The sequence below is a fragment of the Parasphingorhabdus halotolerans genome (assembly GCF_012516475.1).
GTDB lineage: Bacteria > Pseudomonadota > Alphaproteobacteria > Sphingomonadales > Sphingomonadaceae > Parasphingorhabdus > Parasphingorhabdus halotolerans.
The window spans coordinates 2,766,953-2,787,500 of record NZ_CP051217.1; the positions used below are offsets into that span (position 1 = coordinate 2,766,953).

Genomic DNA, 20,548 nt, shown 5'->3' on the forward strand with positions numbered 1-20,548 from the left:
CTTGAAAGAAAAACTGGCGCTCTTTTTACCCGGGATTTTTCTCCTGGGCTTCAATATCGGAACGGGCAGTGTCACCACCATGGCAACGGCTGGCGCCAATTATGGGATGAGCCTGTTGTGGACCGTGCTGATTTCTTGCGCGGCGACATATCTGATGATTGCCAATTATGGCCGCTACACGCTGGTCACGGGCGAAACTGCGCTTGAGGCCTTCCGCAAGCATATCCATCCCGCAGTGGGCGTGTTTTTCATTCTCGCGCTTGGCGTAGGGGTTTGCGGCAGTGTGATGGGTGTGATGGGTATCGTGGCCGAGATCAGCTACGAATGGTCCAAAACCATTATCGAAGGCGGGATTGCTCCGATCTATTGGGCGGCTTTTTTCTGTGCCATAGCCTATTTTATCTTCTGGAGCGGGCGCACGCAGGTTTTCGAGCGCGCCTTGGCGGTGATAGTTGCGATCATGGCGGCCTGTTTTGTCCTCAATTTCTTCATCCTGATGCCGCCTGTGGTAGATATGGCAGCGGGGTTAGTGCCTTCGGTGCCGGAAGTGTCGTCCAGTGAAACCGGTCCGCTGCTGCTCATCGCGTCAATGGTTGGCACCACCATCTTCTCGGGTCTTTTTATCATTAGAACAACGTTGGTGAAAGAGGCTGGCTGGACGATCGAGCATGATAAGCAGCAGCGACGAGACGCGGCCTTTGCCGCGATCATGATGTTCGTCATCAGCGCTTCAATCATGGCAGCGGCGGCAGGAAGTTTGTTTGCTGAAGGGATCGGGCTTGATAGCGCATCCCAAATGATCGGTCTGCTCGAACCGCTGGCGGGCGCACTGGCCGTGTCGATCTTTGCCATCGGGATCATTGCTGCAGGCGTCTCTTCCCAATTTCCCAATCTTTTGATGATCCCGTGGCTGCTATGCGACTTTCGCGGGACGCCGCGCGATATGACCTTGTGGAAATATCGCGTTTTTGTGTTCGCGATTTCGCTGCTGGGGCTGGTCGTACCTCTATTTGATGCTCGGCCGGTCTTTGTACTGATCCTGTCGCAAGCGTTTAATGTCGTGCTGCTGCCTGTGACTGTCGGCTGTATTATCTATCTCGGCAATCGCGCCGATTTAATGGGGGCGTATCGCAACAGCCTGCTCACCAATGCGGGTCTCGCAGGCCTGTTCCTGTTTTCGCTTTTGACCGGATATATGGGGTTTCTGGGCCTGAGGGACATGCTCGCGGGCTAAACGAAAGGACAGGTGCATGCGGGAATCGTGGCGATGGTTTGGGCCGAATGATCCGGTGAGTCTTGCAGAGATTCGCCAGACCGGCGCGACCGATATTGTCAGTGCGCTGCATGATATTTCCATTGGCGAGCGTTGGCCCCGTGAAGCCATAGCGGCGCACAAGGCGATGATTGAAGAACATAACGACACGATGGCGCCCTTGCACTGGACCGTGGTTGAAAGCATTCCGGTGCACGACGACATTAAACTGGCTGCTCCGGGCAATCAAAAATATATTGATAACTGGATAGCGACGCTCGAGAATCTGGCGGCGGAGGACATCACAACCATCTGCTATAATTTCATGCCGGTGATCGACTGGACCCGCACCGATCTGAAGTACCAGCTCGCAAACGGGGCCTATGCGCTGCGGTTTGACCAGGACCGATTTGCTGCCTTTGACCTGTTTATTTTGCGACGCGCTAATGCAGCGGATGATTATTCGCAGGACGAATATGGCCGGGCTCAACGCGTCTATGAAGCAATGACGGCGGAAGAGATGGCAGGCTTAACCAGCACGATCATCGCCGGCCTGCCGGGCAAAATGACCGACGCATACACGCTGGAAGATTTCCGCGAGGCGTTGGCAAAATACGCGCACCTGGATCATGATGGGCTACGTAAAAACCTGGTTGCTTTTCTGGCACAGGTTCTGCCGCATGCCGAGAAAGCAGGCGTAAAGCTCGCTATTCATCCTGATGATCCGCCCTGGGATATGTTTGGTCTGCCCCGCGTCATTTGCACGCCCGACGATCTCGACAAACTGTTCGGTGCATTGCCAAGCCCGGCGAACGGCATCACCCTGTGCGTCGGCACTTACGGCAGCCGGCCCGACAATGATCTGCCGCAAATGGCGCATGATTATGCCCAGCGCATCCATTTCGCCCATCTGCGCGGCGTGACTCGTGATCCAGACGAACAGCGCTCGTTTTACGAAGCCAGCCATCTCGATAGCGATATTGATATGGTCCGCGTCATCCGCCACCTGCTGGAAAACGAGCGCGCGCTTAGCCGCGAGATTTTCATCCGCCCCGATCACGGCCACCTGATGATGGGCGATATCAACCGCACCAGCAATCCGGGCTATTCCGCCATCGGCCGGATGAAAGGGCTCGCCGAAATTCGCGGGGTCATCAAGGCCTTGTCGGCGGCATTTCCGGCGGCGTAAACCTGCCCGATCCTCTCCGCCGTAACGGCTTCAGGAAAAACGCTGCACCGCCTCGATCACCTCCTGATCAATGCCTTCGCCGGTCTTGATATTAATCTTGCGCTCGCCGCCATCACCCAGTTCCCGGTTGCGCTCCAGCCACCGCTCGCGCATCCGGCCCAGCTTGGCTTCCAGCTCTGCGCGCATCTGGCCCTGGCTCGGTTGCTGGAGCTTCTTGCCCCTTTCGTCAAAGCGGATGCCGGCGTCCCATTCCTCCTTGGTGATCACTTGGTCCGCCGTGCGGTTGCCGATCCTGCCGCCGCCATTTTCCCCGGCCAGATCGCCGCGTTTGAGCAGCAGCGCCAGCATGCTATCCGATGGCGCAATCCGGCGCTCCACTTCCTCGCCCTTGCGGATGATCACCGTCTCGCGCCCGTCGACCGCGCGCTTCCACGCCACTTCCTCCAGCGGCACCCGCGCCCGGCGCAGCGCCAGCTCCCAGCTGTCGGCAAATTCGGGAAGGCGGCGGCGGATGCGATAGGCGCTGGTCGAGCTGATCCGCGCCGCCCGGCACGCATCGCGGACACAGCCGGTCCGGCTCAGGCTGTCAATAAACACCCCCTGCCGCTCCGGCGTCCACCCGTCATGCCGCATGCGATAGGGTTTTTGTGCGGGCACTACATAGAGCGCCGGGAGCGAGCTGTGGTCTGAGTCTGTCATGAGGAAAGGCGTATCAGAGACGGGGGGTTGTAGGAAAGGGTGTTGGATTTCAACCGCTGGACGCCGCGCCGCCACGCTGCCATAACCCGCCCATGTGCAATCATTACCGCAATATCCCCGGCGCGCTAAAGACGATTGAGAGCTGGGCGGATTATGTCAGCCATTTCCGCATCGATGACGCAGCAGAGGATGTCTGGCCGAAAAAGCAGGGCGCGATTGTGCGAGAGGTGGCGGGCGAGAAAGTTGCCGAAACCATGCACTGGGGCTTCCCGTGGACGGGCAAGGGCAAGCGCCCCGGCACCACAAAGAAAATGAACACCACCAATGTCCGCAATCTGCAAAGCCCGCTCTACCGCAATATCATCGGCAAGGCGGAAAACCGCTGCCTTGTCCCGTTCCACCAGTTCGCCGAACCAAAGCCGCGCGCCGGGCGAGAGGAAGTCTGGTTTACCGTGAACGAACAGCCCGTGTCCTGCTTCGCCGGTATCTGGCGCAAGCAGGAGGAGGGCAATTGCTACGCCTTCCTGACCTGCGACCCCAATCCGCTGGTGAAGCCGATTCACCCAAAAGCGATGCCTGTGATCCTGCAGCCGGAGGATTACGACCGCTGGCTATCCGGCGACAATGCGGAAGGTTTTCGGGAGCCGTTTCCATCGCAGTTGATGTCGGTGGTGGGGTGATGGTTTGAGTTTGGGGATTGTTGCACCTTTTTCTAAAATTAGGTTTTGTTTATGTAAGAATTTAGAGAGTCGTGTAATGTCGCTGTGATTCAATGCCCAATCGAAGTAATTCAAGGTTTAACTATGGCAATCTACGATTTTAAACAGCTTTCACCGAATGATTTTGAAATTCTTACTGCGGACCTTTTGGAAGCAAAAGAAGGAGTTCGGATTGAACGCTTCAAACCCGGTAAGGATGGGGGTGTAGATTTAAGGTTTGCTGAATCTTCAAACGAAAATGGTACGATTGTTCAATGTAAGCATTATGCGAGTTCCAAATTTTCAACTCTCAAGTCAAACTTGAAAAAGGAGGCAGAAAAAGCGGTAAAAATTAATGCGCAAAGATATATACTGGTAACGAGCCTACCATTGAATAGTTTTGACAAAGATCAGATTATTGAAACGATGAAAGGAATTAATTTAGTTCGCTCTGATATTTGGTCGTGTGACGATTTGAACTCCGCGATCAGCGACAATCCTCAAATAGAAAAGGCTCATTTTAAATTGTGGTTGGGCAGTACAACCATGCTGGAGAAGATTCTAAATAGTACAGTGCACTGTCAAACAGACTTTGAGGTTGCAAAAATCCATCGCAATATAAAAAAATATGTGAAAACATCAGCTTTTACTGATGCCCTGCAAATTTTGGAACGGGAACACTTTTTGGTGATCAGTGGTCCACCTGGTGTAGGTAAAACTACATTGGCAGAGATGATATTGTTCTATTTGCTGGAACGAGGAATCGAGCCGGTTGTGCTGAAATCCGGAATATCGGAAGCTAAATCGATTTACGCGCCGGATCGGCCTCAAGCATTCTATTTTGATGATTTTCTGGGAGCGACTTTTCTTAATGAAAATAGTCCCTTTATCGGCAAAAACCATGACCGAGAGGTTGTAGACTTGGTGGATGCAATAACTGAATCTGAAAATAAGTTGTTCATTCTCACCACACGAGAACACATTTTAAAACAATCTTTCGAACAATCAGAAAGAATAAAGCACTCAAAATTGTCTTCGGCCAAATATAATCTGGAGATTAAGAGTTATGGAAAGTTCGAAAAAGCACTTATCTTGTACAACCACATGTATTTTTCGGAACTGCCTGAGGACTTCATAAGCAAAATTGTACAAAATGAATTCTATCTAAAAATCGTTGAACATGAAAATTTCAATCCACGCCTGATTGAATGGATGACATCCCAAAATAGATTAAATAATGTAACTGCTGATGGATATACAATATTCATCGAGAGCTTGCTCGAAAACCCAAGTGAAATCTGGAAGTTTGCATTTGAAAAACAAATATCAGAGGCCGGTAGGTCTCTTCTGCTGTTGATGCATCTCAATGATGGCGTATTGAAGAACAATGAGATCAAGCGTCGGTTTAAGGAATTCCATGGGCATCGTGCAACCAAATACAATTTCAGTACTAGAGTTGATGACTTAGAGACCGCGTTAACGGAGTTGACCGACAGCTTCATTCTCCCGGGGAAGGAAGCTTTCCGCTATATTAACCCTTCCATCGGCGATTTTATGAATGAACTTTTCATTGATATGCCTGAAAATGTGATGGATCTTATCTCATCTCAGCCTAGTTTCGAAAGCCTAGCTAGGATTTGGAAATTTTCTTCGGACAGCGAAGGACAGAAATTGCGCGATTTTCTGAAAAACGAGGGAGAAGCGATCGCGCCGTTAATGGCCCATGCGTTGGACGAAATGAACAAGCGCCAGACTGGAAAATTTGACCAAGGAGCTTCAGCCTCTCAGCGCATGAGCGTCCCCATCTGCGAAATGTGCCGTGAAATAGGTTTGCAAAATTTTGGCATTTCAACCAAGAACGTTGTCGAAACACTGTTGCCTCGGTGGCGCAATGCTTCGCTGGTTATCGAGAGCATCGCACAGCTACTTCTTATGATCGAAGAGGACGAAAAACTTCATCCGGAGAGCTCGGAACTTAAAAAGCAGTTTTGGGAAGAAATTTCCTCATGGGGCACGGGGCAAGAACTGATCAATGCACTGGATTATATTGAAAACACTTCGAGCCAGTTAGATGAAGATGAAGCTGCTATCTTTCAAGAATCTGTCGAAAAATGGCTTGAAGAAAGGGCTTTAGAAGAATTGCAACAGAGCAATTTTGAGTTTGAGTGCGATGAAATTGTGGAAATTGCGGAGCGTTTAGCTAAACATTGTAAGCTGTCTCATTCCAGTGTCCAAAGCTGTGCAGTGGACAGGATTAAGGAGATAGATGATGAAGCAGATGACGATGATTTTGATAGCAGTATTTGGGAAGAGAGGATGGCGGAAAGTCAGATGGATGACTCCGTAACTGATTTATTCGCGACTTTGATATGACAATTGGATTTGAAGCGTAGAATTTTCTTAGGGCGGTCCACTCAACAAAATCAGTTACATCTCTGAGGAGAGACTTTCACAATTTCAACACATAAGCTAAAGCGTTGAAGAACCTGATTCATCAACCGTTTTGCGCGCCACCTTCCCCAGCCTTCCCCAAGGCTATGACTGGCAGGCCAAACGGTTGAAACTACCATTTTCAAACGGAGCAAACCACCATGACAACCACCGGCAATGACTCACTCGGCACCCGTTCAACCCTCACCGTCAACGGCAAGGATTATGCTTATTACTCGCTCGCCAAGGCGGCGGAGAAGCTGGGGAATATTGACAAGCTGCCGTATACGCTGAAAGTGCTGTTGGAGAACATGCTGCGGTTTGAGGATGGCGGGTTTACCGTGGATGCCAAGGATGCGCAGGCGGTGGTTGACTGGCAGAAGGAAGCCAAGAGCGCGGCGGAGATTCAATATCGTCCGGCGCGGGTTCTCATGCAGGATTTTACCGGCGTGCCGGCCGTGGTCGACCTCGCGGCGATGCGCGACGGGATTAAAGCTCTTGGCGGCGATGCGGAGAAGATCAACCCGCAGGTGCCGGTGCATCTGGTGATTGATCACTCGGTGATGGTCGATGAATTCGGTACGCCGCAGGCGTTCGAGAACAACGTCGCCTTTGAATATCAGCGCAATATGGAGCGCTATGAATTTCTGAAATGGGGTTCCAAAGCGTTTGACAATTTCTCCGTGGTGCCTCCCGGAACCGGCATTTGCCATCAGGTGAATCTGGAAAATATTGCGCGTGCGGTCTGGAGTAGCAAGGACAAGGACGGCGTCGAAGTGGCCTATCCCGATACATGTGTCGGCACGGATAGCCATACGACGATGATCAACGGGCTGGGCGTGCTCGGCTGGGGCGTTGGCGGGATTGAGGCGGAGGCCGCGATGCTGGGCCAGCCGGTATCGATGCTGATCCCCGAAGTGGTTGGTTTCAAGCTGACTGGCGAATTGGCCGAGGGGATTACGGCGACCGATCTGGTGCTGACCTGTGTGCAGATGCTGCGCGCCGTGGGTGTGGTCGGGCGCTTTGTGGAGTTTTACGGACCGGGCGTGGCGGCGTTGAGCCTCGCGGATCGCGCGACCATTGCCAATATGGCGCCGGAATATGGCGCGACCTGCGGTTACTTCCCGATTGATGACAAGACGCTGGATTATCTGCGCCTGACCGGACGCAGCGAGGAAGATATTGCGCTGACCGAAGCCTATGCCAAGGAGCAGGGTTTCTGGCGCTTGGATGAAGCGAAGGATGCGATCTACTCGAACCAGCTGGAGCTGGACATGACCAGCGTGGTGCCATCGCTGGCCGGGCCGAAATTGCCGCAGCAGCGGGTGTCCATGGCGGAACTGGACGAGGGCTTTAACCGCGATCTGGGCGCTGTCTTTGGCGCGGATGACAAGGCGGGGCGGGTCGCTGTCGATGGCGAAGATTATGATTTCGGCCATGGTGATGTCGCGATTGCGGCGATTACGAGCTGTACCAACACCTCCAACCCCAGCGTGCTGATTGCCGCCGGGCTGGTGGCGCGCAAGGCGCGGGAGCGGGGATTGCAGCGCAAGCCGTGGGTCAAGTCGAGCCTTGCGCCGGGGTCTCAGGTGGTCACGGATTATCTGGACAAGGCGGGATTGAGCGAGGATCTGAATTATCTCGGCTTTAATCTGGTTGGCTATGGTTGCACGACCTGTATCGGCAACAGCGGGCCATTGCCGGCGCCGATTTCCAAAGCGATTAATGATAATGCTATTGTGGCGGCTTCGGTATTGTCGGGCAATCGCAACTTTGAAGGGCGTGTGAGCCAGGATGTGCAGGCGAACTATCTGGCTTCGCCGCCGCTGGTGGTTGCTTATGCGCTGAAGGGCACGGTGCGCGAGGATATGTACGAGACTCCCATTGGCGTGGGATCGGACGGGGTAGATGTGTATCTGAAGGATATCTGGCCGACCAATGACGAGGTCAATGCGGCGATGGGCGGGGCGGTTAATCGCGATATGTTCATGTCGCGCTATGCCAATGTCTATGACGGCGATGCGGCGTGGCAGGATATTGAAGTGACCGGCGGGGACACCTATCAGTGGCGCGCTGGGAGCACCTATGTGGCCAACCCGCCCTACTTTGAAGGCATGACCATGACGCCGGAGCCGGTGGGAGATATTATTGATGCCAAGACACTGGCTTTATTGGGAGATTCTATCACTACGGATCATATTTCCCCCGCCGGTGCGATCAAGGAGGATTCGCCCGCCGGATCCTATTTGCGCGACCATCAGGTGAACAAGGCGGACTTCAACAGCTACGGCAGCCGCCGCGGCAACCACGAAGTCATGATGCGCGGCACTTTCGCCAACATCCGCATCAAGAACGAAATGGCCGACGGCAAGGAAGGCGGTTACACCAAGTATAACGGCGAGATCATGCCGATCTATGACGCCGCGATGCGCCACAAGGCCGACGGCAATGATCTGGTCGTCATTGGCGGGGAGCAATATGGGACGGGTTCTTCTCGCGATTGGGCGGCGAAAGGCACCAATTTGCTGGGGTTCGGGCGGTTATCGTGGAAAGCTATGAGCGTATCCACCGGAGCAATCTGGTCGGAATGGGCGTTCTTCCGCTGCAGTTTGCAGAGGGGACGGATCGCGAAACTCTGAGCCTTGATGGCAGTGAAAGCTTTACGATCAAGGGTGTCGCAACGCTGAAACCGCTGCAAGAGGTCGAAGTTGAGATGACTCGCGCCGACGGGACGACCGCGACTTTCAATACCGTCTGCCGGATCGATACCGCCAATGAGATGGAATATTTCCTCAACGGCGGAATCCTGCACTATGTGCTGCGGAATCTGGCGGGGTAGAGCAGGGAAAATTCACGGGAAACTGTGATGGACTGGATGAAAATCGCGGTCGAGGTTATCGGCTGGTCCGGTGCGTTGATGCTACTCGGCGGGTACGGATTATTGACTGCCGGAAAAATCGCGGCCAATTCGCGGATGTATCAGGGATTGAATGTCATTGGCGCGTTATGCTTCATAATCAATAGCGGCTATAATGGGGCCATTCCGTCGGCCACGGTGAATGTGATATGGATGGCAATTGGTCTTGCTTCATTTTGGCAATTGGCGAAGCATCTCCCGGAAAGTCCGCGACCCTGATTTTGTCGGCATCTCGCCATGATATGAAGGAATATATATGCCCAGACTGCGCGAAATTCCGAGATCCGAAGTAACCGACGAGTATGTCCTTGCGCTGTACAATAACTTGTTTGGCGAACGCGATCCAGTGACGGAACCCGGAACGGCTACAGGAACGCCCGGTAACTGGTGGACGGTCTTTGCGCAGGTTCCAGATGCCTTCAAACATACCACCGAAGGTTTCGGTTTCTATCGCTCTCCCAATCGCAAGCTCGATCCTAAATTGCGCGAACTCGGCCAGATCCGGGCGGGTTATGCTGTGGGATCACAGTTTGTTTACTCGCAACATAGCAAAGCGATGCGCTTTGAGGGCTATTCGGATCAGCAGGTTGCAGCAATCCCGAACTGGTCAACCGCCGATTGCTTCAGCGAGGTGGAACGCGCTGTGCTGGCCTATACTGATTGTCTGGTGCTGGAACGGGGTAGGGTGCCGGAAGGTGTTTTTGACGTGCTCAAGAAGCATCTTTCCGAGGTTGAAATACTGGAGCTTACCTACATCACCTGCACCTATATGATGCACGCTGTGATGAGCCGGGCACTTAAGTTGGAGTTTGATGATGTCGATGAGCGCGTGTTGGAAGTACCTGCGCCAGATGGCGCGACTGCTGATGTCATGGGCATGGTTGATAAGCGTGAAAAGGAATAACTGAACTGTCATTGCGAGCGCAGCGAAGCAATCCAGGGCATCGTTCGCCTCTCTGGATTGCCGCGGCGCCTTCGGCTCCGCGCAATGACAAATGAGACAAGGAACTAAATAATGTCTTACCACCACCTCGCGCTCGCCGCAAAAGACATGAAAGCGATCCACGCATTTTACGAAGGCGTGATGGGCTTTGAACTGGTCAAAGTCGAAATCGCACCGGTCATGGGCGGCGGCTGGGGTAAGCATTTTTTCTACCGGATGGATGGCGATGATAGCAAATTTATCGCCTTTTGGGAGTTGATGGATACGCCGGGAGAGGGTCGCTATAAATTTGATCTCAATGAAGCCGCTGGGACACCGCAGGGAACCAACCATTATAGCTTTTCGGTCGATACATCTGAAGAGCTTGTTGCTTGGCGTCAAAAATGGAATGCGTCGGGGCTCGATGTTCTGGAGATCGACCACAACTGGTGCCATTCGGTGTATACCAAAGACCCCAATGGCAATATGATCGAATTCTGCCTGACCACTGGCACGTTCACCGACGATGATCGCAAGCGCGCCATTGCAGCATTGGACGAAAAAGAAATGCAAGCATCCCCCCGCCTGCATCAATGAAACAATGGATGGCGGCGGACGCTTAAAGCACCCTGATCAAAGCCACGACTGCCGCTATTCCCAGCAGCAAGATTACAAAACCCCGCCAGACCGGCTCCGATACGCTGCCAAAAAACTTCGATCCGAGATGATTGCCGCCGATCATCAACGGGCAGGTGAGAGCGGTTAAAACGAGCAGTTGCATATCAACCATGCCGCGCCAGAAGGCGACGGTGGTGCCAATAGCGGCGGTGGCAAAAAATATGGTGATCATGGAACCGCGCGATGTGGCGGGGGCACTTGTTTGCGGACAAAGTGAAGGACGACCGGCGGGCCAGGCATGGCTGCGAAACCGTTTAGCAGGCCTGACGCTATGCCTACTATGGCCATATGCAGCGGCGAGCCATTAATTTCTGGTGCGCGTTTTAGCATGAAGGCGAAAAAGCTGCCAATGGCGATGCTGGTGATTATCAATCGTGCGACATCAGCGCTGACGATATCGAGAAGCCATAAGCCAAAGGGCGTGGCGAGGCAGGCAAGCAGCGCGATCTTGCTGACCATCGGGATATCAATCACGCCTGCAGCTTGCCGAATACCAAATGGCCCGATAATGAGTTGCATCAATATCGCCATGACCACCGCCACTTCCGGTGTCGCAACAAGGCTGACAAAGGGGACCGACAAGATCGCGTAGCCAAAACCGGTCAACCCGCGAAAAAAAGCGGCACCGCCAACGATAAGACACACCGCCAGAAATGAGAGCAAGGACAGTCCGGTATGGGCCGTCAACCAGATATCGAGCGCGGAGATATTGCTATCTTCAGTGCGCGATATGCAGTGCGGGTTTTTCGCTAACGCTATGATCGCGCGCTTTTAAACCCGTCAATATTGTATCAATTACCTGACGCAACCGACCCTCATCAGCCAGATGCATCATGTTCATCATCAAATTCGGATTGCAAAACGGCTGAACCATAGTGTTTACTAAGGATACGACGGCGTCGAGTTCAAGCCCTTCGAAATAACCTGCCTCCATCGCTTCGGCTAAAATGCTCGCCATGTAATGATCGGTGAGATCGACATATCCGCGAATGACTTCAAAATGTTGATCACCCAATTCCATGTATGACCGGAACAGATCAGGGTCTTCCTCAAACCGCGCGCGTTTGATCACCAGTCTCCGGGCAAAAAATTCATAGAGCTTTTGCTCTGCCGGCATTTCGGTTTCCACCAGATCTTCGATGATCGCAATCAGTTCGGCAAACCAGCGACCCGCCATCACCTCCGCCAATTGATCCTTATTTTCGAAGAAGCGATAGACATTCGATTGCGACATTCCGGCTTCGGCGGCAAGATCAGTAATGGTAAAGGAAATCGCACCGCGCTCGCGGATGATTGTCTCCGCCATATGGATCAATTTTTCGCGGCCAGCTTCGATATCGGTTTCAGGACGGGGCATTCTCTTACTCCTGGGAGAAGTTCCATGTGTTGCGGCGGAATAGCCACTGTTGATCGCCAACGTGCTGTATATAAGCGATACGGTTTCCTGATAAAAGAGAAAAAAATTCATTTTTCAATTACCGGTGAGGTAATGTTTTTCTATTCGCTGGCCTTATCGGGCGCTAAAGTGTTGATATGAGTGATAATCCAGCCAACGCAGCTAATCCAAAAAAAACGGACCCAAAGAAGCATTCCGGCCCGCTTTCGCCTGTGACCGGTAGCATCCGGCTGTTTCGCCGCTGGTGGCGGGTGGCCGTGCGATCCGGTGTGGATCAGCAGGCGGTGATCGACAAGATCAAGGAAGATTCGGGCTTTAGCCCGCATTATGCGTTTATGAACTGTATGTCGGCCGGTATCGCGATCTTGGGCCTGCTGCTGTCGTCTCCAGCTGTGGTCATCGGTGCCATGCTGCTTTCACCACTAATGGGACCTATCATGGGCGCTGGTTTTGCCTTGGCGATCGGAGATTCGGCCTGGCTGAAGGAAAGTACCAAGGCAATTTTGATCGGGACTGTGATCGGGATTCTATTTGCGGCACTCGTCGTCACGCTTTCCCCGCTCCAGACCGTCACCACCGAAATAGCGGCTCGGACACGTCCGAATCTGTTTGATCTGGCTGTTGCGCTGTTCTCGGCTTTGGCTGGTGCTTATGCGATGATCAGGGGGCGAATGGGAACTATTGTCGGCGTCGCCATCGCGACTGCCTTGATGCCGCCTCTGGCTGTGGTTGGCTTTGGTCTGGCGACGTTCAACATGTCGGTATTTGGCGGGGCGCTGCTTTTGTTCTTCACCAACCTTATGACCATTGCGTTGACCGCAGCGGGAATGGCGCGGCTATATGGTTTTCGGTCGACATTGTCCGAACGTCAGTCGCAAATACAGATCGCATTCATGGTGGTCATGTTTGTGGCTCTGGCGGTGCCGCTCGGGTTTTCACTCCAGCAGATTGCCTGGGAAGCCAATGTTTCGCGCTCCGCAAACGGCTACATTAAGGACCAATTTGGTGCGCAGGCTCGGGTGTCACAACTGGACATTGATTTTAATGCGCAACCGATCAAGATTACGGCGTCGGTCTTTACTCCCAAGATTATCGCGAGGGCAGAAGAGCAAAGCGCACGGGTGTTGAGCCGAACTTTTGATCGTCCGATTGCAGTCGCGATTGAACAATATCGGGTCGAGACGGGCAGCGATGCCGCAAGCGCGGAGCTGGCGTCGATTCGAGCGCAGGAGCAAGCGCGCGAAGCGGAAGTACGCGTGGTTCAATTGCGCGATAATCTCGCTCTAATAGCCGGTGTTTCGGCCGACGAGGTGACTATCGATGCTGCCAAGCGCCGGGCGGTTGTAAAAGCCAAGCCGCTACCCGGAGCGACTATGCAAACTTACGCAACACTGGAAGCGCGGGTGAGTGCGCAGGCAAAAGGCTGGTCAATCCAGATTGAACCCCCGGCCATTGCTTTGCCAGATCTTGTTATTATAGATGGGGCGCTGGATGGTAAATCGAACCAAGCCCTGGCTCTGATAAGCTGGGCAGCGGAGCGTACCGGGTTACCGTTGGGAATAAACGGTACGCCGGAAAATCTTGCAATTGCCGAGTCAGCGCTGGCAGAGAAAAACATTCCGACGACGCGAAAAACGGATATTGCCATTCCTTCTCGGGGCGTACGGCTAAAATGGCTCACGCCGGATGAGACATCTGCGCCATAATGTTTAGGTCACGTTCAGTTTCAATAGTTTAGCCTCTGGCCATCGATAGGGGAGAGAGTTTATGCGGTTTCTTGCTTTCACCGGAATATTGCTTGCGAGCATAGCGTCTCCGGCAATTAGTCAATCATCGGGGCAAGGTGAAATATCCGTCACGATCTACAATAATAATCTGGCATTAGTTCAGGATATCCGCCGCTTGAATATTCCTTCGGGCCGGTCGGTTCAGACTTTTCCGGGCGTATCGGGACAAATTCGCGCCGAAACGGTGGGTTTCAATGCGGACGATACCGGGATTATCGAGCAGAATTTCGACTATGATCTGCTTTCCCCGCAGAAATTGATGGAAAAAGCGGTAGGCGAGACAGTCACCATTGTGCGGATCAATCCGGCGACGGGCAAGGAGACCAGCGAGCGGGCGAAAGTGCTGGCGGCCAATGGCGGTGTTGTCTTGCAAATTGGTAGTCGCATTGAGGTTTTGCGCGATGACCGGCTGCCGACACGGGTGATTTTTGACAAAGTCCCCAATAATCTGCGCGCTCGCCCGACACTGTCTGTGACATTGAATAGTTCGCGCAGCGGTACTCGCCCTGCCCAACTGAGTTACCTAACCGGAGGTATGGGCTGGAAAGCCGACTATGTAGCCTTGTTTGATGAAGCGAAGGGCCGGATGGATGTGCAAGGCTGGGTGACTTTGACCAACAGCACCGGCACGACATTCGATAACGCGAAAACCCTTCTGGTCGCCGGTACGCCAAGCGTTAACGGCCAGAGCAACTATGATCCGCGCAACAATATCCGCCGCGCCGGAACAGAATCGGCTGACCGGGAAGCGTTGGGAGACTTTTATCTCTATCCGCTCGCCACCCGCACGACGATTGCCAATGCGCAAACCAAACAGGTGAGCTTCCTTGATGTCATGGGTGCGCCCGCACAGAAGACCTATGAATTTGCCAATCGCTGGCTCGGTTCACAAACCGAACCGCAAAGTGCAGATACTGTTCTAGAGTTCAGTTCGTCAAAAGAGGGCGGACTGGGTGATGCGCTGCCCGCTGGCACAGTGCGGGTTTACATGAAGGATGCTTCCGGCCAGCCACAATTTATCGGTGAGAATAATATCGGGCATACGCCGATGGGGTCCGAGCTTGGCCTGAAAACCGGTGAAGCTTTTGATGTGAAAATCAAGCCGACGGTAACCGAGCGCCGCCGTCTTTCGCCCTCCAAGTGGCGGACCAGCATGACCTATGAACTGAGCAACGCCCGACCCGGTGCCGTAACCGTCTCGCTAATCCAAAACGGCCTGGATTTCTATTGGGCTGACACACGGATTGTCTCGGAGAGCATGGCGAGCACCCGGCGCTCATCAGATACCATCGTCTGGAAGGTTCCTGTTCCTGCCAATGGCCAGGCGACCGTGACGGCTGTGTTCGAGACCCGGTTCTAGTTGATGATGTATAGAGCGCTCATTGCGTTCTTACTCTTTGCGTTGTCGGCACCAGCCGCTGCGCAAGCCGATTTTTCGCGTCAGGTGGTAACATCCGAGGGACCTGCCTCTGTTTCTGTAACAATCTACCGCAACCCCAACCGGCGCGCTGCGAATGATATGAACCTCCGTTATTTAGCTGGCTATGCGCTGGTGACGGAGCAGCGCACGGTAGACCTTCCCGCTGGCGAAATTGACTTGCGCTTTGAAGGCGTGGCGGGCGGCATCATTCCGCAATCGGCGATTGTCACAGGACTGCCGGAAAATGTGCTCGAAAAAAACCGCGATGCGGCGCTGCTTTCACCTTCGGCTTTGCTCAATGGCTATCTGGGGCAGGGTGTTACAATACGTAGAACGAGCGGAGCAACCGGCGAAGTGCAGGAATTTGATGCAGTCATCCGCACCGATGCCAGCGGCGGAATGGTCATGCAGACCGCCGATGGGTTCGAGGCGCTGCAATGTACCGGATTGAACGAGGCAATCATCTATCCGGCAATCCCCGAAGGGCTCTCCGCCAAGCCAACATTATCGGTGAGAAGCCGCGTCACAACACCGACACGCGCTACTGTTACATTGTCATATCTCGCGACCGGCTTTGACTGGCAAGCCAATTATGTTGCGGATATTTCTGATGACGGGCAGCGCATCAACCTGTTCTCATGGTTGACACTCGCCAACGGTGATGAGACGTCCTTTGCTGATGCGCAGACCCAAACGGTTGCCGGACAACCCAATAAAGGCCGCGATACTATTGCGCGAGCGAGCGGTGGTGCAGTTAATCTTGCATGCTGGCCGGAGGGAACGACGAGCGACATTATAACTCGCTACGAGCAAGAACGTAATCGTTTTGGCGGACCTCCGCCTCCACCACCCCCTCCCGTCATGGCTCCGATGATGGAAGCAGCTGCCGACAGTATCATGGTTACGGCACGCAAAGTAATGGCGCAACAAGGGGACTTGGGCGATCTTAAGCTTTATCGCATCCCGGTGCCGGTTACGGTTGCGGCGCAAAGCCAGAAGCAGGTCGCGTTTCTAGAAAAAGAAGCGATCCCGTTTGTCCAGATTTATGAGAGCGAGATTTGGGCGACGGACTATCAAGCCAGTCAGCCTCTGGCGATAACCCTGCGGTTCCAGAACAGGAAACGTGATCAACTGGGAGTCCCGCTTCCGGCTGGAAAATTAGTTGCATTCCGCACGGTCGATGGTGCCCGGATGCTGCTCGGCGAGGGCAGTCTGGATGACAAGGCAATTGATGAAGAAGTTGAAGTGACTATCGGCCAAAGTCCGCTGGTGCGGTTGCAGGTTGATCAATTGGGTCAGGAAGAAGGCAAAAACAATGTTCGGCGTGATATGAAGTTGACGCTGTCCAATGCGTCAGAAACTGCAGCAAGGGTAGAGATTAAATTGGGGCGAAGCGACGAGGAACGGATAAGAAAACCAAACCAGAAATTGGGTAGAAAAGATGGTCGCGATATCTGGATTGTCACCCTGCCGCCGAGTAGCGAGCAGGTATTAACTTACAGCGTACAAGGGCAATAGTTTCGCGTGGGCGATTCCTGCAAATTAGTTTAGGTACTTATCTCTTGAGCTTTGCGGAATTTCTCTAGGTTGATGATTTTCATCGAGGGCGACAAAGGTAAACAGGCCACTGGTGACAGGCACACGCTCTTCGCCCAAATTGCGGGATGCAATGACATCAAGCCTAATAGCTACCGAGGAGCGGCCAATTCGCTCCACCCGGGCATAGACCGAGATCAGGTCTCTGGTCAGAATCGGGGCGATAAACTCCATTGCTTCGATGGCAACGGTCGCTGTCGATCCACGTGCCACGCGGGCTGCCATGATGCCGCCGGCAATATCCATCTGCGATAATACCCAGCCGCCGAAAATATGACCATTGTTGTTGAGATCGCGCGGCTGCGGCGCGACCCGCAATACCGGTTGCAATTTCGCCAGCTCCTGCAATTCATCTTCACTCATCTGGCGAAATATCCCTGCTGACCGGATCATCGATACAATCATCGTGCCCGCTGCCGCTGGAAAGAAACACGAGCCCCATCAGGGCCGAAGTGAGCATCAGCGCAAAAAAGACACCGCCCGCTGCAGCAATATAAATATGGATGGAAACCAGACCGTGCAGATAAAATAAAATGCTGAGGGCAACCACGACGCAGCCGATAGTGATTAGTGCCATCCAGCGCATCAATTGCCAGTATCGTGTCCAGGCAATATGCGCATTGAGCGGGTCCTCGAGAGGGGATGGTGTCGGCACGTGGAGCGTCTCCTTCGGTTAGGCCCTTAGTGGACCTTATTCATAGGCGCTTCAAGTGCCACTTGGTTCTAAAATATGCTATAGCGGTGCAATAATCGGAAGAATCGGAAAATGGTTCACTGGAATATTTGAGGGCCTAAATTAAGGTGAGGAGCAAGGCGAATGACAATTCAGACGATATTGCAGGACCGGGGCGGGGATATTTTTAGTTGCACCGCCGACATGACTGTCGCTGAGGCAGTAGAAATATTGGCGGAAAAGCGTATCGGCGCGCTGCCGGTGCTTGATGGTGATCGTGTCGCAGGCATATTTTCGGAACGCGATGTGTTGCACTGCATCCGGACATATGGCGGCGATGCCATGGGCAAACACGTGAGAGATGTGATGACCGCCGATGTTATTTCCGTGGCACCCGACAAAAGCGCAATTGGTTCGTTATCATTAATGACCAAACGCCGCATCCGCCATTTGCCGGTCGTCGAGAATGACAAGCTGGTCGGTTTTGTCTCCATTGGCGATCTGGTCAAATATCGCATCGACAAGATCGAGAGCGAGGCGGCGGCGATGCGGGATTATATTCAATCTGCTTAGCTGACGGATACGCCGATCGCATCGAAATATCGTAAACTTTGTGCGCGAACCGCTTCCGCTCGCTCCGCCGCGTCGGGATATTGTTCGCGATAGGCTTTCGAACGCACTTCGAGACTGAGCGGAACGTTCGCCGGCAATGCCCTAAGGATTTCATTAACTGGCAATTCGCCTTCACCGGGTGCTGAACGCAGATCGATAGCATCCTCCAGATAATGCTCAAAGCTCGCCTCGCAGGCTAGATTGCCATCGCAGATTTGTGAATAGGGCAGGAGACGCGGATCAACATTTTCTAGCTCGTTCGGTTGATGCCCGGCGCGCTGGAAATGGATGGTGTCGATTAACAGAGCGGCGGCGGAGTGATCTGCGCGCTGGATGATACTAAGTGCATCGTCCATAGACTGCACGGCGGTGATCATAAGAAATTCAAGCGCAACCCGCATATTGCCCGGATCAGCCCATTCGCATAGCTGGTGTAAAGCGTCAGCTGTCCGATCTTTATCGGGCTCCGCACTTACGACTAAAGCATTGGAGGCACCCAGTTCCATGCCGGCATCGATAATCAGATGATGTTCGTCGCCGACTTGACCTCCCTCAGGAATCCATAGGACTTCTACGTCCAGTACAGAAAGACTTTGCGCTGCGATTGCTGTTTTTGTCGCTTTCATCGCTCCAGTATCCCATTTGTCAGCCTCTATTGTGAAACCAACATGCGAAAAACCGGCCTGTCCGGCGGCGTCTGCTACCTGAGCTGGTTGGAATTCCGGCAATGTGCCGGCGGCGAGTGATAATATCTGGGTCATATTGCGCAGATTAGATTTTCCAGAACGCACGGCAATTGACGCTTTTATGAGGCCAGTTCGGCAGGCGTCGGTTCAGGCGGTTTCCGTCGGACGATTAGCTGAATGACTTCCATCAGTGTGGGTTTCGCCAATATATAGAGCAGGCCGACATAGGCTGCTGCGCCAATGATGACCAGAACGGCGAGTCTTTTGTAGGCAATCATGTTCGGCAGAAATTGGTCGGCGAGATAGACGACTGCTGCCATTGCGACAGATGCCGAGAGGCCCGGCCAAACCGCTTTGGTGATTTCCCACGCGTCGACCCCGATATGCTTGTGTGATTGCAGGTAGGTAAAAATCGTGAGCAGCGGAAAAGCAATGACCCAGCCCCAGGCGAGGCCATAGACGCCAAACTGGATGCCGATCAGAAATGTGACTGGCATTAGCAGCGCGCCGAACATATTGGTGCGGGCGGTGATTTGCGGGCGGCCAAGGGCATTATTGGCGGGTGTGAACAATATTTGCAGGGTCATCACCGGCATGGCGAGCGCAAGTATCGCCACGAAGGGTGACATTTCCGTCCATTTGGGTCCGAATAAAGTTTCCACCAGCGGATAGGCCGTCACCGCCATGCCCATATAGAGCGGGCAAGAGATCAGCATGATCAGGCGGATTGCTTTTAGGAAGGACCACGCCAGCGCTTGCGGATTGGATTGCAGGCGTGAATAAGCAGGAAAGGCCACTTCATTCAATGGCGGGACAAATTTCGCAGCAAAAATCGTGGTGAGAAATAGCGCTTCTGCATAAAGACCGAGATCATGAGGGTTTAGATAGCGGCCTGCTATGAATATGTCGGACTGGCTCTGGATCGTCCAGAATAGGTGGCTTGCAAGAAGCGTGGCACCAAATCCGAACATCTTGCCAGCGCCCTTGAAATTGAATGTCGGCAATATGTAGAACTTCACTGCGATCACCAAGCAAATGGCGCGGCTCCAGAATATTGAGAGTGGCGCATAGACTAACGTCCAAACGCCATATCCATTATAGGCGCAATAAAGGGCGGTGCTTGCACCGACGGCCGCCGAGATAAGGTTTATGATCGCGGGTTTCCTAAATTCAAGGTTTCGCGTCATTAGTGCTTCGGGCAAAACCAGAAAGGGTGTCGATAATAGTATAAGTGCCTGAACCCGCAGCAGATCGGCAATAATCGGCTGGCGATAATATTCTGCAGCGAAGGGCGCGAGAATCAGTTGAAGAATCGCAATACCGCCATTGAGCAGCAAAAGCATGCCAAAAGCCTGCCGAATCTCTAGCGGCTCTACTTTTTCAGACTGAATTATCGAACTGGCCAGGCCATAACCATTCATAAAGCTCAAAAAAACCAATATGACCTGTGTCATAGCGAAAATGCCGTAGTCATGCGGATCAAGAATTCGGATGACAACCAGAGTTGAGCCCCAGGCAATGATTTGTGCCAGGATTTGTGTACCAGAACGCCAGAAAACCGCACTTCTTACGCGGTTTCCGAAACTGGCATCT

At 53.2% G+C, this 20,548-nt stretch carries 19 protein-coding genes and 1 pseudogene (1 of these 20 only partly in view); 12 read left to right on the plus strand and 8 right to left on the minus strand.

The window, feature by feature from the left end:
- The first annotated feature begins 1 nt into the window (after position 1).
- Both HF685_RS13590 and uxuA read left to right on the plus strand, forming a co-directional pair.
- Positions 2-1,234 carry an Nramp family divalent metal transporter gene (locus tag HF685_RS13590; protein WP_168820458.1) on the plus strand — a complete coding sequence of 411 codons (1,233 nt, stop codon included), beginning with the start codon at positions 2-4 and terminating at the stop codon, positions 1,232-1,234.
- Positions 1,235-1,250: 16 nt separating this feature from the next.
- Positions 1,251-2,441, plus strand: coding sequence for a mannonate dehydratase (gene uxuA, locus HF685_RS13595; RefSeq protein WP_168820459.1), 1,191 nt, complete (start codon positions 1,251-1,253; stop codon positions 2,439-2,441).
- A gap of 30 nt (positions 2,442-2,471) precedes the next feature.
- On the opposite strand, the gene HF685_RS13600 is transcribed toward uxuA, so the two are convergent.
- On the minus strand, positions 2,472-3,140 hold the full coding sequence (locus HF685_RS13600) for a hypothetical protein (RefSeq protein ID WP_211051209.1): 669 nt from the start codon (positions 3,138-3,140) through the stop codon (positions 2,472-2,474).
- A 92-nt stretch (positions 3,141-3,232) separates the two neighbouring features.
- On the opposite strand from HF685_RS13600, the gene HF685_RS13605 reads away from it, so the two are divergent.
- From HF685_RS13605 to HF685_RS13630, 6 genes and pseudogenes are all read left to right on the plus strand, one after another.
- Positions 3,233-3,820, plus strand: coding sequence for an SOS response-associated peptidase family protein (locus HF685_RS13605; RefSeq protein WP_168820461.1), 588 nt, complete (start codon positions 3,233-3,235; stop codon positions 3,818-3,820).
- 123 nt (positions 3,821-3,943) lie between these two features.
- The gene (locus HF685_RS13610; RefSeq protein ID WP_168820462.1) at positions 3,944-6,211 is read left to right on the plus strand and encodes an nSTAND3 domain-containing NTPase; all 2,268 of its coding nucleotides are present in this window, start codon (positions 3,944-3,946) and stop codon (positions 6,209-6,211) included.
- 218 nt (positions 6,212-6,429) lie between these two features.
- A pseudogene (acnA, locus tag HF685_RS13615) lies at positions 6,430-9,107 on the plus strand (aconitate hydratase AcnA).
- A 27-nt stretch (positions 9,108-9,134) separates the two neighbouring features.
- Positions 9,135-9,404, plus strand: a complete 270-nt coding sequence (locus HF685_RS13620; RefSeq protein WP_168820463.1) for a CBU_0592 family membrane protein — start codon at positions 9,135-9,137, stop codon at positions 9,402-9,404.
- Positions 9,405-9,441: 37 nt separating this feature from the next.
- The gene (locus tag HF685_RS13625; RefSeq protein ID WP_168820464.1) at positions 9,442-10,089 is read left to right on the plus strand and encodes a carboxymuconolactone decarboxylase family protein; all 648 of its coding nucleotides are present in this window, start codon (positions 9,442-9,444) and stop codon (positions 10,087-10,089) included.
- A 111-nt stretch (positions 10,090-10,200) separates the two neighbouring features.
- A complete protein-coding gene (locus tag HF685_RS13630) occupies positions 10,201-10,704 on the plus strand; it encodes a VOC family protein (protein ID WP_211051212.1) in 504 nt (167 codons plus the stop codon).
- A gap of 22 nt (positions 10,705-10,726) precedes the next feature.
- On the opposite strand, the gene HF685_RS13635 is transcribed toward HF685_RS13630, so the two are convergent.
- From HF685_RS13635 to HF685_RS13645, 3 genes are read right to left on the minus strand one after another with little or no spacing between them, the layout of a single operon-like run.
- The gene (locus HF685_RS13635; RefSeq protein ID WP_168820465.1) at positions 10,727-10,957 is read right to left on the minus strand and encodes a hypothetical protein; all 231 of its coding nucleotides are present in this window, start codon (positions 10,955-10,957) and stop codon (positions 10,727-10,729) included.
- The gene (locus tag HF685_RS13640; protein WP_168820466.1) at positions 10,954-11,472 is read right to left on the minus strand and encodes a sulfite exporter TauE/SafE family protein; all 519 of its coding nucleotides are present in this window, start codon (positions 11,470-11,472) and stop codon (positions 10,954-10,956) included. Before HF685_RS13640 ends, HF685_RS13635 begins: the two co-directional genes overlap by 4 nt.
- A gap of 31 nt (positions 11,473-11,503) precedes the next feature.
- Positions 11,504-12,142 (minus strand): TetR family transcriptional regulator, encoded by a 639-nt coding sequence (locus tag HF685_RS13645; RefSeq protein ID WP_168820467.1) that lies wholly within the window; start codon positions 12,140-12,142, stop codon positions 11,504-11,506.
- Between the two features lie 176 nt (positions 12,143-12,318).
- Here HF685_RS13645 and HF685_RS13650 point away from each other — a divergent pair, with 176 nt between their 5' ends.
- From HF685_RS13650 to HF685_RS13660, 3 genes are all read left to right on the plus strand, one after another.
- Positions 12,319-13,887, plus strand: a complete 1,569-nt coding sequence (locus tag HF685_RS13650; RefSeq protein WP_168820468.1) for a DUF389 domain-containing protein — start codon at positions 12,319-12,321, stop codon at positions 13,885-13,887.
- A gap of 61 nt (positions 13,888-13,948) precedes the next feature.
- The gene (locus tag HF685_RS13655) at positions 13,949-15,328 is read left to right on the plus strand and encodes a DUF4139 domain-containing protein (RefSeq protein ID WP_168820469.1); all 1,380 of its coding nucleotides are present in this window, start codon (positions 13,949-13,951) and stop codon (positions 15,326-15,328) included.
- A gap of 3 nt (positions 15,329-15,331) precedes the next feature.
- Positions 15,332-16,906, plus strand: coding sequence for a DUF4139 domain-containing protein (locus HF685_RS13660; protein WP_168820470.1), 1,575 nt, complete (start codon positions 15,332-15,334; stop codon positions 16,904-16,906).
- A 24-nt stretch (positions 16,907-16,930) separates the two neighbouring features.
- Here the strand turns inward: HF685_RS13660 and HF685_RS13665 are convergent, their stop codons facing one another.
- Entirely contained in the window at positions 16,931-17,347 is a 417-nt protein-coding gene (locus HF685_RS13665) for an acyl-CoA thioesterase (RefSeq protein WP_168820471.1), read from the minus strand.
- Entirely contained in the window at positions 17,340-17,639 is a 300-nt protein-coding gene (locus HF685_RS13670) for a hypothetical protein (RefSeq protein WP_168820472.1), read from the minus strand. Before HF685_RS13670 ends, HF685_RS13665 begins: the two co-directional genes overlap by 8 nt.
- Before the next feature lie 162 nt (positions 17,640-17,801).
- Between HF685_RS13670 and HF685_RS13675 the strand changes: the two genes are divergently transcribed.
- Positions 17,802-18,230 (plus strand): CBS domain-containing protein, encoded by a 429-nt coding sequence (locus HF685_RS13675; protein WP_168820473.1) that lies wholly within the window; start codon positions 17,802-17,804, stop codon positions 18,228-18,230.
- Here HF685_RS13675 and HF685_RS13680 read toward each other — a convergent pair.
- Both HF685_RS13680 and HF685_RS13685 read right to left on the minus strand, forming a co-directional pair.
- Positions 18,227-19,030 carry a sugar phosphate isomerase/epimerase family protein gene (locus HF685_RS13680; protein WP_168820474.1) on the minus strand — a complete coding sequence of 268 codons (804 nt, stop codon included), beginning with the start codon at positions 19,028-19,030 and terminating at the stop codon, positions 18,227-18,229. The two genes, HF685_RS13675 and HF685_RS13680, sit on opposite strands and share 4 nt — an antisense overlap.
- 44 nt (positions 19,031-19,074) lie before the next feature.
- On the minus strand, positions 19,075-20,548 hold the 3' portion of the coding sequence (locus HF685_RS13685) for a lipopolysaccharide biosynthesis protein (RefSeq protein ID WP_168820475.1). Its footprint extends 29 nt past the window's final position; only the last 1,474 of its 1,503 coding nucleotides appear in the window; its start codon lies off the right edge, out of view; its stop codon occupies positions 19,075-19,077.

Excerpts from the sequence above, each read along its gene's own strand:
- uxuA (WP_168820459.1), top strand. The coding sequence starts at position 1,251 with ATGCGGGAATCGTGGCGATGGTTTGGGCCGAATGATCCGGTGAGTCTT.
- HF685_RS13600 (WP_211051209.1), bottom strand. The coding sequence starts at position 3,140 with ATGACAGACTCAGACCACAGCTCGCTCCCGGCGCTCTATGTAGTGCCC.
- HF685_RS13605 (WP_168820461.1), top strand. The coding sequence starts at position 3,233 with ATGTGCAATCATTACCGCAATATCCCCGGCGCGCTAAAGACGATTGAG.
- HF685_RS13610 (WP_168820462.1), top strand. The coding sequence starts at position 3,944 with ATGGCAATCTACGATTTTAAACAGCTTTCACCGAATGATTTTGAAATT.
- HF685_RS13620 (WP_168820463.1), top strand. The coding sequence starts at position 9,135 with ATGGACTGGATGAAAATCGCGGTCGAGGTTATCGGCTGGTCCGGTGCG.
- HF685_RS13625 (WP_168820464.1), top strand. The coding sequence starts at position 9,442 with ATGCCCAGACTGCGCGAAATTCCGAGATCCGAAGTAACCGACGAGTAT.
- HF685_RS13630 (WP_211051212.1), top strand. The coding sequence starts at position 10,201 with ATGTCTTACCACCACCTCGCGCTCGCCGCAAAAGACATGAAAGCGATC.
- HF685_RS13635 (WP_168820465.1), bottom strand. The coding sequence starts at position 10,957 with ATGATCACCATATTTTTTGCCACCGCCGCTATTGGCACCACCGTCGCC.
- HF685_RS13645 (WP_168820467.1), bottom strand. The coding sequence starts at position 12,142 with ATGCCCCGTCCTGAAACCGATATCGAAGCTGGCCGCGAAAAATTGATC.
- HF685_RS13650 (WP_168820468.1), top strand. The coding sequence starts at position 12,319 with ATGAGTGATAATCCAGCCAACGCAGCTAATCCAAAAAAAACGGACCCA.
- HF685_RS13655 (WP_168820469.1), top strand. The coding sequence starts at position 13,949 with ATGCGGTTTCTTGCTTTCACCGGAATATTGCTTGCGAGCATAGCGTCT.
- HF685_RS13660 (WP_168820470.1), top strand. The coding sequence starts at position 15,332 with ATGATGTATAGAGCGCTCATTGCGTTCTTACTCTTTGCGTTGTCGGCA.
- HF685_RS13665 (WP_168820471.1), bottom strand. The coding sequence starts at position 17,347 with ATGAGTGAAGATGAATTGCAGGAGCTGGCGAAATTGCAACCGGTATTG.
- HF685_RS13675 (WP_168820473.1), top strand. The coding sequence starts at position 17,802 with ATGACAATTCAGACGATATTGCAGGACCGGGGCGGGGATATTTTTAGT.
- HF685_RS13680 (WP_168820474.1), bottom strand. The coding sequence starts at position 19,030 with ATGACCCAGATATTATCACTCGCCGCCGGCACATTGCCGGAATTCCAA.